This window comes from Streptosporangium becharense (genome assembly GCF_014204985.1).
Lineage (GTDB): Bacteria > Actinomycetota > Actinomycetes > Streptosporangiales > Streptosporangiaceae > Streptosporangium > Streptosporangium becharense.
Window position 1 is genome coordinate 6,853,769 of sequence record NZ_JACHMP010000001.1, and the last position, 12,390, is coordinate 6,866,158.

The following is a 12,390-nucleotide window of genomic DNA, read 5'->3' on the forward strand; positions in this document are numbered from 1 at the left end:
TCTCCTCCCCGCTCAGCCGTTGCCCTCGTGGCCGCCCTCGTTCTCACCGCCCGTGCCGTGGCCGGGCTGGTAGTCCTCCTTGCCGCCGGCGAAGTCCTTGCCGACGGCGGTGAACTCCAGGGTCTTGCCGTCCTTGAGGGTGAGGGTGAAGGCGACCTGCGCGCCGGGCTTCACCTCCTCGGTGACGCCCATCAGCATGATGTGGTCGCCGCCCGGCTGGAGCCGGTGCGTGCCCCGGGCGGGGATCACGAAGCCGCTCTGCTTCGGCTGCATGACCATCTTTCCGCCGGACTCGACCACCTCGTGCAGTTCGACCTTCGGTGACAGCGGCGTGCTGCCGGAGACGACCGTCACCTCGGCGTCGGTGTTGTTGACCAGGGTGCCGAAAGCCGCGGTCATCCCCTTCTTGGTGGTCTTCACCCACGGGTCCACCACCGACAGGACCGCGCCGGCGGCCGCCGGGCCGGACACGGGGGCGGTCGCGGGGGCGGAGGCGGTCACCTGCGGTTCCTGTCGCGCGGTGGACTGCCCGCTCTCCTGGGCGCCGCAGGCCACCAGGGACACGCTGGTGAGCGCGGCCAGCAGACCGGTGCGGAGAACACGACGAACAATCATGAAAAAGCCTTTCGATGTACGGTGCCGCGGCCGGGAGCGGTGCTCGACGGGCACGCGGAAGCGTCGGGTAAGTCATGCGGGACCCCGCCACCGGACGGAACCGGTCCGCGGGTGCGGGAGCCTCTGGGCCACAGGGCGCCGGGTCGCTCGGACGGCCGTCGAACGGCCGTCAGACGGCCGTCGGACGGCGGAGCGTACGACCGGCGTGGTCGCCGGTGGAGACGGGCGCGGGCACACGACAGACCCGGTCACGCCGGACGGTCGTGGCCGGCCGTCAGAGGCCGGGGACCAGAGAGAGGAAGACGGGACGCCGCGGGGGAGGGCCGCGCCGGTGCAGCACATGGCGGAGCGCGGACAGCCGGGGAAGGCCCGGCCCGCCCTGGGAAGGGGGCAGCAGGGGTGCCCCGGCGGGGCACGGTTCGCCGAGGAGCACCGGGCCGAGCCGCGCGCCGAGGCGCCGCAGCAGGGACCAGAGCAGGGCTTCGCCCCGGGCGAGCCACAGGGCGGTCAACACCACGGCCCAGCCGTGCATGGTCAGCATCGCGACGTCGGCCAGCAGGCCGGAGTGCGGATGTGCCGCGCCGGCGTGGCCCACCACCGGGCAGGTCACGGCGAACAGCATGTGCAGGGCCGCCTGCCCGCCGCCGAGCAGCGAGAGGATCGTCCGCACGCCACGCTCGCGGCCGGTCACCGGAAGGGCGATCCCGAACGCCAGTGCCAGCCCGCCCGCCGCGCTCGCCGCCGTGACCGTGCCACCGGCGAACACGTGCGCGACCACTCCCAGCCCCGAGCACACCGCGGCGAACGCCGAGGCGCGGGCAAGGCGGAAGGACGACGTGACGAACATGATGCGGCAATCATCACACATCGTGTGGTCGCCCCTCCCGCCGGAGTGTGATCAAGCTCCTCCGCGCGGGGGGCGGATCGTCCCGGTCTGCGTGGCGAACCGGCGCCATGGCGGGGTCGGCGGCGTGGCGGGGGCGGCGGCGTGCCGGGGTCAGCGGTGGCAGAGCAGGCAGTGCAGGGCGTGTTCCAGGGTCGCGACGTCGCCGGCCGGGGTGGGCCAGGGCAGGCGGACGAGCGTCGGGTCGTCGATGTCGCAGCGGATCGTCGCCCCGAAGCGGTCGAGCTCCCACAGCCAGGCGTCAGGCGCGGGAGCGGAGAGCAGGAAGCCCACCGCCCTCCTCAGTTGCTCACGGTGGGCGTTGTTGACGTGGTGCAGCATGCGCTCGGCCTCCCCCAGCAACGGGTCGGGGGCGGCGTCGAGATACTCCTCGGCGTCCAGGATGCCCGACTCGGTGGCGGTGATGTGAACCACCTGGCCGATGTCGACGCGGAGGAGCCGGGCCCCGCCGGTGCTCTCCAGCGCGGTGAACAGGGCCTCGTCCGGGCACCGCTCCGCGATGGCCACCGCCGTCTCCCGCGCCTCGCGCTCCGGCACGGCCTGCAGCCATCCCTGCACCTTGAGCAGGCCCCGCGACAGTTCGCGCTCCCCCAGCAGGCGGTTCGAGGTGAGGTCGACGGTCACCACCGGCTCGTCCCGCATGTCGTACAGCGGCTCGTCCGGCAGCACGAGCAGCACCGGGCGGCCTGCGCCGTCCACGCCGCCCCTCGCCGGCATCGCGGGCCGGTCGGAACCGGCGAGCGAGACGTGGGTGGGGGCCGCCGCGGCGGCGAGCGTACGAACCCGCTCCGGGACGGGCGGGGCGACGACGGGCTGCATGAACCGGCTCTCCTTGAGATCGGACGTCTTCTACAGCTAAGGTAAGTCTTACCTAACTAAGGTAGACCTAATCACACAGGAGTGATGATGCGCTACACCGGACCCAAGGTTCGGCTCTCTCGCCGGGCGGGCGTCCCGCTGACCCGCAAGGCCGTCCGCTACTTCGAGGAGCGGCCCTACCCGCCGGGCGAGCACGGGCGCAAGACGAACCGCCGCCAGACCGGCGACTACGGGCTCCGGTTGATGGAGAAGCAGAAGCTGCGCTGGTACTACGACGTGTCCGAGCGCCAGATGGGCCGCTACTGGGACCTGGCGGTGCGCAGCAGCGGCCGTTCCGGCGCCGAGCTGGTGGTGCTGCTGGAGTCGAGGCTCGCCTCGCTCGTCCTGCGCGCCGGCCTGGCCCCGTCGATCTACGCGGCCCGCCAGTACGTCACCCACGGCCACATCACCGTGGACGGCCGGAAGGTCGACATCCCCAGCTACCTGGTCAAGCCCGGACAGGTCATCGCGGTGCGTGAGAAGTCGCGCCGCATGCAGCCGTTCGTCGCGGCCTCCGAAGGCGTCTACGCCGACGACCGGGTCGCCCCCTACATCGACGTCAACCACGGTGAGCTCCGGTTCACCCTGGTCAACCGCCCGCTGCGCGAGCAGGTCGTCGTCCCCGTGGACGAGCAGCTCGTGGTGGAGTTCTACTCCCGCTGAGCCGTCCTACCGGCCCGCCGCCCGCCGGGCGGCGGGCCCGTTCTGCGTCGCGGGCCCGTTCCGTGCCGCGGGCCCGTTCTGCGCCGCGGGGACCCGGTCGCGCAGCTCCCGCACCTCGGCCCGCAGCTCGGCCAGCTCGGCCAGGAGCACGGCCCCCAGCTCCTCGGTGGCATGCACGGACTCCTCGGCGTGCTCCTCCTCCATCGCGCTGACGACCACCGCGATGAACAGGTTCAGCACCACGAAGGTGCACACCAGCATGAAGAGCACGAAGAACACCCAGGCCCACGGGTGCCGGGTCATCACCTCGCGGGTGATGTCGGACCAGGCGTCACCGGTCATCATCTGGAACAGTGTGAACAGCGAGGTGGGCAGGTCCCCGAAGTACTTCGGCGCCGTCTCGTGGTAGAGCTTCGTGCCCATCACCGCCGCGACGTAGAGCACCAGGCTCAGCAACAGCACGATCGACGTCATCCCCGGTACGGCGGCGAGCAGGGCGGTGACCACCCTGCGCAGGCTCGGCACCACCGAGATCAGCCGCAGCGTCCGCAGGATCCGCAGGGTGCGCAGCACCGACAGGCCGCCCGCCGTGGGCAGCAGCGAGACCGTGACGATCGCGGTGTCGAACAGGTTCCACGGGTTGCGGAAGAACCGCCAGCCGTAGGCGTAGACCTTGGCGCACAGTTCGACGACGAAGACGGCGAGCGCGAGGTGGTCGACGACCGTGAGCGCCGTTCCGTACCGTGCGACGGCCGTCGCCGAGGTCTCCAGCCCCAGCGTCACGGAGTTGATCACGATGACGGCGATGATGAGGTGCTGGAAACGGGGGGTCTCCAGGGCGGCGCGAAGACGTTCGCGCACCGGCACGGGGGCTCCTGGGTGTCGGCGGCCGAGTACAGCGCCCGATCTTAACGGATGCCCGGAAAACAGGGCCTTGCGGTGATCGATCGGGAAGCCCGGACCGCTCGCTGCTCACCCCGCCCGGGTCACCCGGGTTCACCCAGGTGTGTCCTCCCGCCGGACGCGGTATCCCCCGATCCCCGATTCCAGCAGGTCGAAAGCGTGTTCGGCCTGCCGTCGCAGACGCGGGGTGATGGCGCCGACGATTTCGCCCGCGAGCATGTGCCGTACGGCCTCGCCGACCAGGGTCCGCAGGGTCGCGTCGATCTGCGCCGCCACGAGGGCGGGGGTGAGATCGTCGGGGTCGGCGTCCAGTTCCTCGGCGATGGCCTGGGCGAGTCTCCGCTCCCGGGCCTCGGCCATCTGCCGGGTCCGGGCGACCAGCGTCGGGCTGGCCTCGACCATCCGGATGAAGTCTCCGCCGCCCTCGTGGAAGCCGTAGCGGTGGTGGCCGGTGTCCAGGGCGTCCAGGAAGTCGCGGCGTACCGCCTGTAGCACGCTCTCGCCCGGCTTGCGGTCCCGCACCACCCGGGCCAGCGTGTCCTCGACCTCGGGTGCGCGGTCGAGGAGCAGATCCTCCTTGGTGGCGAAGTAGTTGAAGACCGTGTTGACCGAGACGTCGGCGACCCTGGCGACCTCCGCCACCGTCACGTTGTCGAACCCTCGGGCGAGGAACAGCCCCGTCGCGACGTCGGAGATGCGTCGCCGGGTCTCCCGCTTCTTACGCTCGCGCAGGCCCTCGCTCATGGCCTCATTCTAGGTGCCGAGCAATTTTTGATGTGACTCTAAAAATAGTGTTAACCTAAAAATGGAGGTGCACAATGATCAAAGCATCGGCACTGAGCAAGACCTTCCCGGGTGGTGTCGAGGCCGTCAGGGGTGTCGACATGACGGTGGAGAAGGGAGAGATCGTGGGATTCCTCGGCCCCAACGGGGCGGGGAAGACGACCACCATGCGGATGCTGACCACCCTGCTGACCCCCAGCGGGGGCAGTGCCACGGTCGCCGGGCACGACCTGATCACCGATCCGCGGAACGTACGACGACGGATCGGCTACGTCTCACAGGGCGGTGGAATCGGCCCGGCCAATCCGGTGGGGGAGGAGCTGGAACTGCACGCCATGTTGTACGGCATGCGTCAGGCCGAGGCGCGTGAGCGGGTCGCGGCGATCCTCGGCTCGCTCTCCCTGACCGGCCTGGAGAACCGGCCCGGCGGTGCGCTCTCCGGAGGTCAGCGCCGCCGTTTCGACCTGGCCTTCGGGCTGGTCCACGGCCCGTCGCTGCTCTTCCTCGACGAGCCCACCACCGGTCTCGACCCGCGGAGTCGGGCCGACCTCTGGACGCACATCCGGAGGCTGCGCGACGAGGACGGCCTGACGGTCTTCCTGACCACGCACTATCTCGACGAGGCGGACGCGCTGGCCGACCGCCTGCTCGTCATCGACCACGGCGTGATCGTCGCCGAGGGCACCCCGGCCGAGCTCAAGGGCGGCACCGGCACCCTCGACGACGCCTTCCTTTCCATCACCGGTCGCTCCCTGCGGGACGACGCCGAGAACGAGGGACGGTGAACGACCGGATGAACGTCATCCGCGACACCTGGTTGATCTTCCGGCACGACGTCCGGATCTCCCTGCGGCAGAGGGCGGGGATCGTCTTCGGCGTCCTGCAGCCGATGCTCTACCTGGTGCTGTTCGGCCCGCTGTTCGCCACCATCGGCACCTGGGAGACCCTGATCCCCGGACTGCTGATCCAGGTGGCACTGCTCAGCGCGGGCCTGGCCGGGTTCGGCATCGTCTTCGACGCCAGGTCGGGGGTGCTGGAACGGCTGCGCGTCACCCCGGCGCGCCGGGTGGCCCTGCTGCTCGGCAGGGTGCTGGCCGGCTCCGTCGTCCTGCTGCTCCAGTCACTCGTGCTGGTCGCGGTGGGGTACGCCTTCGGCCTGCGGGCGGCGGTACCCGGCGTGCTGGTCGGGCTCGTCCTGATGATCCTGCTCGGTGTCGGCCTGGCGGCGCTGTCCAACGCGATCGCGCTCACCATGAACCCCGACGCGTTCGCCCCGGTCATGAGCACGGCGGTCATCCCGCTGATCCTGCTCTCCGGGGCCTTCCTGCCGATGTCCATGGCCCCGGGCTGGCTGGACGCGCTCTCCCTGGCCACCCCGTTCCGCCACGTGCTCGAAGCCCTGCGTGAGCTCTTCGCCGGACACTACGTCACCGGGACCGTCGCGACCGGCGCCGCGGTGTCCGTGGTCCTGGCGGTGGCCTGCGTCGTCGTGGGAACCCGCGTCTTCAACCGCGCGAACGCCTGACACGCCGCGTTCCGGGGGTGCGTCCGTCCGCGGCGGGCCGTAGGGCTCGATCCCCGGGTCGGAGTGGACGCTCCCGTCCCCGTCCGCCTCCGCGCCGACGCGCCGGGCGGCGGTGTTGCTCACCCGCAGGACGTACAGGCCCAGGTCGGGATCGACGGACACCAGGCCGTAGGCGGTGTCGACCTCGTCCTGGGCCAGGCCCAGGCGGCGCATCGCGTCGGCGAGTGTCGCCCGGGCCGGGAGTCGTACGCTGACCAGAAGCATGACCTCACGCTACGCGCCTGGCACGGCGGCGCAACGAGGCGATCAGGCCGCGCGTGTCGAGGACGCCGTACCCGTAGTCGTCGTCGAACCCGACGTCGCTGCGGTCGTCGGCGGTACGGCGTAGCAGGGTGCGCAGCTGGGCGGGCGAGAGCCGGGAGGAGGGCCAGAGGGTGCGCACCGCCGCCACCACGCCGGCGGCGACCGGGCAGGCGGCCGAGGTGCCCGAGTCGGGCTCGCCGTCACCGAAGGCCCCGGAGCCCGCGAAGTGGGTGTAGCAGCAGAGGTCGGGCTTGCGGGCGGTCAGGCGGCCCGGCCCCTGGGAGGAGTAGCCGACCCGGTCGCCGCGGACGTCGACGCCGCCGACCGAGAGGGCGTCCGGGTGGGAGTTGGCGCCCGCGATCGGCCGGTCCGGGTAGGCGCACCGGCCGTCGCGGCACTCGCGACCGCAGTTGCCGGCGGCGAACAGCACGTCGGCGCCGGCCCGGTCGAGGCTGGAGATGATCAGGTTGAACGGGTGGGCCGGGTTGTCGGAGTAGTTGCCCGGGTGGCCGACGGGGAAGTCCCAGAGCGGGGAGAAGGAGCCCCAGCTGTTGCTGATCACCAGGGAGCGTGATCCGGCGGGCTGCCCCTCCAGGACGGTGCGCAGGTGGGCGAAGGCGGCGATGGCGTCCGACAGCAGGCCGTCGAGGGCCGAACCGCCCGGCCGCCGGGAGAGCAGCACCGGGACGTCGATCAACGAGGCGCGCGGGGCGGCGATCAGCGCGTCGAAGGCGCACATCGTGCCGTGGTCGACGGTGAACTCGCCCGGCCCGCCGTTCACCCCCGCCGGACTCCAGCTCCGCCCCGCGTCGAGGCTCACCTCGCGGTCGAGCCGCCGGGTGACGTGCCGCGCGTTGATGCCGGTGTCGAGCACGGCGACGGCGACGCCCGAGCCGTCCAGGCCCTCCTCGGCCAGCTCGGCGACCCGCAGCAGCCGCTCCACGTCGTGCCAGTCGCCCACCGGGGGGTCGCCGCCGCAGGTGAGGTTCGGCCCGATCACCGGGTCGGCGAAGACCCCCACGACGTCGGGACGGAACGCCGGCAGCAGGCTGACCCGGGTGGAGATCTCGTCGTCGGAGATCTCCCCGCGGACCAGCACCGAGGCGTCCCCCGCGGCCATGGAGAACGTCAGCGGCTGGTGCAGGGAGAGGGGGTCGCCCCCGCCGCCGGGCACGGGCCTGGGCACGACGACCGGAGCGAACGAGGGGTCGAGGACGACCCCGGGAAGCGTGTCGGCCACGTCGGCCGCCGCGGTGGTGACCGCGGGGTCGGCCACGGCGGCGACGACGTCGGGTGAGGGGCGGAGCTGGAGCAGGACTCGCATGGTGCACCACCGGCGGTGAGGGGGAGCCAACCTCACCACATTCCTGCATTGCCGCTGATCACGCCACCGGTCGAATCCATCTCCAATCGGGACGCATAACTCGCAGAATCCACAAATCGCGGGCGTGGATTTCCTTCCCTGGGGGAATGCCGGTCACTAGCGTTGGAGGGCATGACCACAGCGGCCGAGACGACGCCGACACCGCACTCCGCATCCCGGCACGGGCACTGGCTGAGCACCCGGCCACGGCTGGTCGTGGCCAGTGGCTTCATGCTCTTCCTGGAGCTGGCGCTGATCCGGTGGACCGGATCGAACATCGTCCATCTGAGTTATTTCACGAATTTCGTCCTGCTCGGTTCCTTCCTCGGGATCGGACTCGGGTTCCTCCGGGTCGGACGCACCACCCGGCAGCCGTACTATTCGCCGATCGTGCTGGCCGCGTTGGTGCTGGTGGTCCTGCTGTTCCCGGTCACCGTGGACCGCCAGACCGAGGGCGTCCTGTACTGGACGAGCCTGAGCGCCAGCGGGCCGCCCCCCTGGCTCATCCTGCCGGTGATCTTCGTCGCGGCGGCGGTCGTGCTGATGGGCCCGGCCGAACTGGTCGGGCGGTGCTTCCCCGAACTCGACCGGCTGGAGGCCTACCGCTACGACCTGATCGGCAGCCTGACCGGGATCGCGCTGTTCACCGCCCTGTCGTTCCTCAGCGCGCCGCCGGTGGTGTGGGGCGGGATCGCGGCGCTCGCCTACGCGGTGCTGCTGTGGCCCCGCAGGCCCTGGGCCCGCGTCGCGCTGCTGTTGCCCTCGCTGGTCGTCGTCGGGGCGCTCGCCGTCGAGACGCTGACCGCCGGGGCGTTGTGGTCGCCGTACTACAAGGTGACCTACGTGCGCGGTCACTGGAACGACGTGCCGCTGATGAACATCGACGTCAACGGCATCCCGCACCAGCAGGCGACCCCGGCGCGCAGCCGCCTGGAGTGGGAACGCCAGTACGCCCTGCCGTACGAGCGCTCCGCCACGGGCAGGCTCGACGACGTGCTGATCGTGGGTGCGGGCAGCGGCACCGACGTGTCGATCGCGCTGTCCAAGGGAGCAAGGCACGTCGACGCCGTGGAGATCGACCCCAAGCTGCTCGAACTCGGCCGCAGGCACCACCCGGACCGGCCCTACGACGACCCCCGGGTCACCACCCACGTCACCGACGGCCGCGCCTTCCTGGAGCGCACCTCCGGCAGGTACGACCTGATCCTCTTCGCGCTGCCCGACTCGCTCACCCTGGTCTCCGGCGCGAGCTCGCTGCGACTGGAGAGCTACCTGTTCACGTCGCAGGCGATGGAGGCGGCCCGCGAGCACCTCAAACCCGGCGGCTCCTTCTCGATGTACAACTACTACCGTGAGGGCTGGCTGGTCGACCGGCTCGCCTCCACCGTCCAGTCCGCCTTCGGCCACAGGCCGTGCGTCGACATCGTCAGCGAGACCGGCCAGCAGGCGGTCATCACCGCGGGGCTGACCCCGGACGCGCAGCGGTGCGGCGGCGAGTGGGCCGGGGCGACCGCCGACACCCCGCCGCCGGCCGGTGACGACCGGCCCTTCCTCTACCTGAAGGACCGGACGATCCCGCAGATCTACCTCCTCACCCTCGGCCTGATCCTCATCGTGAGCATGCTCGCCGTCCGCGCGGTGGCCGGCCCCTACGCCCGGATGCGTCCCTACGCCGACCTATTCCTGCTCGGGGTGGCGTTCCTGCTGCTGGAGACCAAGAGCGTCACCGGGTTCGCGCTGCTGTTCGGCACCACCTGGGTGGTCAACGCGATCGTGTTCGCCGGGGTCCTGGTCGCGGTGCTCGCCGCCGTGGAGGTGACCCGCCGCTTCCGGGTCCCTTCCCTGCCGGTGATGTACGGCGTGCTGCTGGCCGGGCTGCTGCTGGCCTGGCTGGTGCCGAACTCCTGGCTGCTGGGCCTGCCGCTGCCGGTGCGCGCGGTGGTCGCCGTGGTCGTGGCGTTCCTGCCGATCTTCGCGGCCAACGTGGTGTTCGCCAAGCGCTTCGCCGGCTCCGCGGACGGCACGGTCGCCTTCGGCGCCAACCTGCTGGGTGCGATGGTGGGAGGCTGCCTGGAGTACCTGGCGCTGGTCGTCGGCTACCAGGCGCTGCTGGTCGTCGCGGGGGTGGTCTACCTCGGGGCCTTCGCGCTGCTGCCCAGGACCGCGCGGGCCGGGTGAGCGGCTCCGGCGGCCGGGCGGTGCCGGTACACCCCGCCTGGTGGTCGCGATGGTTGCGATACCCCGGTCGCCCTCGGCCGTCTCCGGTGGTCCGGTGGTCCGGATGGCCCGGGTGGAAAAGCGGTGGCCCGCCCTTCTTCCGATGTGCGGAAGGAGGGCGGGCCACATGTGTCCCGGGTCAGAAACCGCAGATCTCGTCGAGCGTCTGCGCGTTCTTGCCGTTCTGGGTGGGGGTCTGGCTCGGCTTGGCCGCCGTCGTCCTCGTGGCGGTGGGCGTGGGAGTGGTGGTCGCGGGGCCGCTCGCGGAGGGGGAGGTCCCCGTGCCGCTCGCGGAGGGGGCGGGGCTCGTGCCGCTCGCGCCGGGGGAGGCCGGGGCGGCCTGCGCGCGACGGGGGGACTGCATCGACTGGCGCACCGTCCTGGCGGCCGCGGTGCGGATCTTCTGCCAGTCGGGCGAGCCGGTGTAGAACTCCGGCGGCACGAACTGGAGGCTGACGATCCTGGCGTCCTTGACGCGCAGGCCCAGCTCGGCGATGTGCTCCAGCAGCTCACGCGGGATGTCGGTCTTGGCTGTCTTCTTCGCCACATTTGCGATCTTGGCGAAGTTGGTGAGCACGACCGCGGGGGTGGCCTGCTGGGCGAAGGCGCCGATGACGCAGCGCTGACGGGCCATCCGGGAGAAGTCGTCGCTGCCGACGCGCGATCGCCCGTACCAGAGCGCCTCCTCACCGCTGAGGGTCCGGTAGCCGGCCTTGATGGTGCCCGCGGTGCCGTAGAGACCGCCCCACGGGATGTCGCGCTCCACCTTGATCTTCAGGCCGCCGATGGCGTCCACCAGGTGGGCGAAGCCGTACATGTTGACCAGGGCGTAATAGTCGATCTTGAAACCGAGTGTGTGGCCGAGGGCGTCCATCAGCGCCCGGGGGCCGCGCTGCCCGTCCTTCTTGCCCGGTACGACCTCGGGGTGGTCCTCGGCGTACTGCCACACCTCGTTGAGCAGGCCGCCGTTGGGCAGCTCGCGCATGAAGCCGCTGGGGAACCGCTTGGCGAGCTGGGTGCCGGCCGGGAAGTGGACGTGCTGGAGGTTGCGGGGGATGCTGAACATGGCTGTGTTGCCGGTCATGACGTCCACGCTGGCCACGGTCATGCTGTCGGTCCGGACGCCTTCCCGGTTCCCGGCGCCGTCGCCGCCGACGAGCAGGAAGTTCACCCGCTTGCGTCCGCCCCAGGGGTCCTCATGCTTGATCGGGGCCGCGGTGGGATCGTCCGCCGTGCTCCCGAAGATGCTGTTGGCCGTCTCCTTGAGGGTCAGCACGGTGCTCGCGGTCAGCGCGAACGGCGCCAGCACCGACACGCACAGCACGCCCACCACGATGCCCGAGACGATCTGGCCCCTGCCGTTGAGCCGCTCCGGCCGCAGGGAGATGTAGGAGAAGAGCATCAGCAGGAACCAGGCGACCCCGCCGACGACGGCGAGGGCCACGGCGGTCGTGAGCGTGCTGTCCCGGGCGACGAAACCGGTGTTGTCCGGGTCGCTGAGGATGAACCCGGCGACCGCCGCCGAGGCCAGCAGCAGGCCGAAGACGCCGAGCAGGATGTAGCCGACGCGGCGCTGTCCCGCCCGCAGGTGCGCCGAGCCGGGCAGGATCGCCGACAGCGCGGTCCAGCCGATGAGTGCGGCGGGCGTCAGCGGCTTGGCGAACCGGGGGCCACCCTTGGCGGGGCGGCCGGCAGGGCGGCCGGAGGGCTTGGCGGGGCGGCCGGCCGGGGAGGCGGAGGGGTTCGCGGCCGGTTCGGGGCGCGCTCCCGGCGGAACCGCCTCCCGGTTCTCGCCGGTCGTCTGCCTTTCACCCGTGTCGCGCTTCCCGTGCGCCTCCTGGGGGAGGGCCGCACCCGATGCTCCTGCCGCAGCGGTGTCGCCCGGGCGTGGTGTGGCGGGCCCGCCGGGTGTTCCGGGGTCCTGGACGGCTCGGCCCCCCGCGGGCCCGGAAGCCGCTGAGGCCCTGGAGGATGCGGAAGGTGCGGAAGGCGCTGAGGCCGCGGAAGGCCCGGAAGCTCCCGGGGCCTCGGCGGACCCGGCGGTTCCGGGAGCTCCGGAAGCTCCGGAAGCTCCGGAAGCTCCGGAAGCTTGGGAGGTTGCGGAAGCCCGGGGGGCTCCAGAGGGTGGGACGGCGTCCGCACCGGGGGTGCTCGAGGCCGCCGCCGGGTGCGGAGCGCCGTTCGAGCCTGCGCCGGGGGGAGCGCCGGGTGGTCCTGCCTGGCCGGGGTCGCCGCCGGGGGTGGGGGCGGGGGTGT

General features: G+C 71.7%; 11 protein-coding genes. 4 read left to right on the forward strand and 7 right to left on the reverse strand.

Going from position 1 to position 12,390, the window contains the following annotated elements; all coding sequences use genetic code 11:
• Positions 1-12: 12 nt before the first annotated feature.
• The 3 genes from F4562_RS29770 to F4562_RS29780 all read right to left on the reverse strand — a co-directional run bounded on the left by F4562_RS29770 (position 13) and on the right by F4562_RS29780 (position 2,338).
• Positions 13-615: a copper chaperone PCu(A)C gene (locus F4562_RS29770; RefSeq protein ID WP_184539777.1), complete on the reverse strand. Its 603-nt coding sequence runs from the start codon at positions 613-615 to the stop codon at positions 13-15.
• 274 nt (positions 616-889) lie between these two features.
• Positions 890-1,462 carry an MFS transporter gene (locus F4562_RS29775; RefSeq protein WP_184539779.1) on the reverse strand — a complete coding sequence of 191 codons (573 nt, stop codon included), beginning with the start codon at positions 1,460-1,462 and terminating at the stop codon, positions 890-892.
• A gap of 150 nt (positions 1,463-1,612) precedes the next feature.
• Positions 1,613-2,338, reverse strand: a complete 726-nt coding sequence (locus F4562_RS29780) for a DUF2470 domain-containing protein (protein ID WP_184539781.1) — start codon at positions 2,336-2,338, stop codon at positions 1,613-1,615.
• Between the two features lie 87 nt (positions 2,339-2,425).
• On the opposite strand from F4562_RS29780, the gene rpsD reads away from it, so the two are divergent.
• Positions 2,426-3,040 (forward strand): 30S ribosomal protein S4, encoded by a 615-nt coding sequence (rpsD, locus tag F4562_RS29785; protein WP_184539789.1) that lies wholly within the window; start codon positions 2,426-2,428, stop codon positions 3,038-3,040.
• Between the two features lie 6 nt (positions 3,041-3,046).
• Here rpsD and F4562_RS29790 read toward each other — a convergent pair whose 3' ends face one another.
• Both F4562_RS29790 and F4562_RS29795 read right to left on the reverse strand, forming a co-directional pair.
• Entirely contained in the window at positions 3,047-3,901 is an 855-nt protein-coding gene (locus F4562_RS29790) for an ion transporter (RefSeq protein WP_184539791.1), read from the reverse strand.
• Between the two features lie 135 nt (positions 3,902-4,036).
• On the reverse strand, positions 4,037-4,687 hold the full coding sequence (locus F4562_RS29795) for a TetR/AcrR family transcriptional regulator (protein ID WP_184539793.1): 651 nt from the start codon (positions 4,685-4,687) through the stop codon (positions 4,037-4,039).
• 74 nt (positions 4,688-4,761) lie between these two features.
• On the opposite strand from F4562_RS29795, the gene F4562_RS29800 reads away from it, so the two are divergent.
• The gene (locus F4562_RS29800; RefSeq protein ID WP_184539795.1) at positions 4,762-5,511 is read left to right on the forward strand and encodes an ABC transporter ATP-binding protein; all 750 of its coding nucleotides are present in this window, start codon (positions 4,762-4,764) and stop codon (positions 5,509-5,511) included.
• The gene (locus tag F4562_RS29805; protein WP_311733880.1) at positions 5,508-6,251 is read left to right on the forward strand and encodes an ABC transporter permease; all 744 of its coding nucleotides are present in this window, start codon (positions 5,508-5,510) and stop codon (positions 6,249-6,251) included. Before F4562_RS29800 ends, F4562_RS29805 begins: the two co-directional genes overlap by 4 nt.
• A 268-nt stretch (positions 6,252-6,519) precedes the next feature.
• On the opposite strand, the gene F4562_RS29810 is transcribed toward F4562_RS29805, so the two are convergent.
• Positions 6,520-7,878 carry a S8 family serine peptidase gene (locus tag F4562_RS29810; protein ID WP_184539797.1) on the reverse strand — a complete coding sequence of 453 codons (1,359 nt, stop codon included), beginning with the start codon at positions 7,876-7,878 and terminating at the stop codon, positions 6,520-6,522.
• Between the two features lie 171 nt (positions 7,879-8,049).
• Here F4562_RS29810 and F4562_RS29815 point away from each other — a divergent pair, with 171 nt between their 5' ends.
• The gene (locus tag F4562_RS29815; protein WP_184539799.1) at positions 8,050-10,095 is read left to right on the forward strand and encodes a spermine/spermidine synthase domain-containing protein; all 2,046 of its coding nucleotides are present in this window, start codon (positions 8,050-8,052) and stop codon (positions 10,093-10,095) included.
• Positions 10,096-10,273: 178 nt separating this feature from the next.
• Here F4562_RS29815 and F4562_RS35420 read toward each other — a convergent pair whose 3' ends face one another.
• Positions 10,274-11,578, reverse strand: a complete 1,305-nt coding sequence (locus F4562_RS35420) for an LCP family protein (protein ID WP_311733881.1) — start codon at positions 11,576-11,578, stop codon at positions 10,274-10,276.
• Positions 11,579-12,390 lie beyond the last annotated feature (812 nt).

Coding starts and splice junctions, on each gene's coding strand:
- F4562_RS29815 (WP_184539799.1), top strand. CDS start 8,050: ATGACCACAGCGGCCGAGACGACGCCGACACCGCACTCCGCATCCCGG.
- F4562_RS29775 (WP_184539779.1), bottom strand. CDS start 1,462: ATGTTCGTCACGTCGTCCTTCCGCCTTGCCCGCGCCTCGGCGTTCGCC.
- F4562_RS29770 (WP_184539777.1), bottom strand. CDS start 615: ATGATTGTTCGTCGTGTTCTCCGCACCGGTCTGCTGGCCGCGCTCACC.
- F4562_RS29800 (WP_184539795.1), top strand. CDS start 4,762: ATGATCAAAGCATCGGCACTGAGCAAGACCTTCCCGGGTGGTGTCGAG.
- F4562_RS29780 (WP_184539781.1), bottom strand. CDS start 2,338: ATGCAGCCCGTCGTCGCCCCGCCCGTCCCGGAGCGGGTTCGTACGCTC.
- rpsD (WP_184539789.1), top strand. CDS start 2,426: ATGCGCTACACCGGACCCAAGGTTCGGCTCTCTCGCCGGGCGGGCGTC.
- F4562_RS29795 (WP_184539793.1), bottom strand. CDS start 4,687: ATGAGCGAGGGCCTGCGCGAGCGTAAGAAGCGGGAGACCCGGCGACGC.
- F4562_RS29810 (WP_184539797.1), bottom strand. CDS start 7,878: ATGCGAGTCCTGCTCCAGCTCCGCCCCTCACCCGACGTCGTCGCCGCC.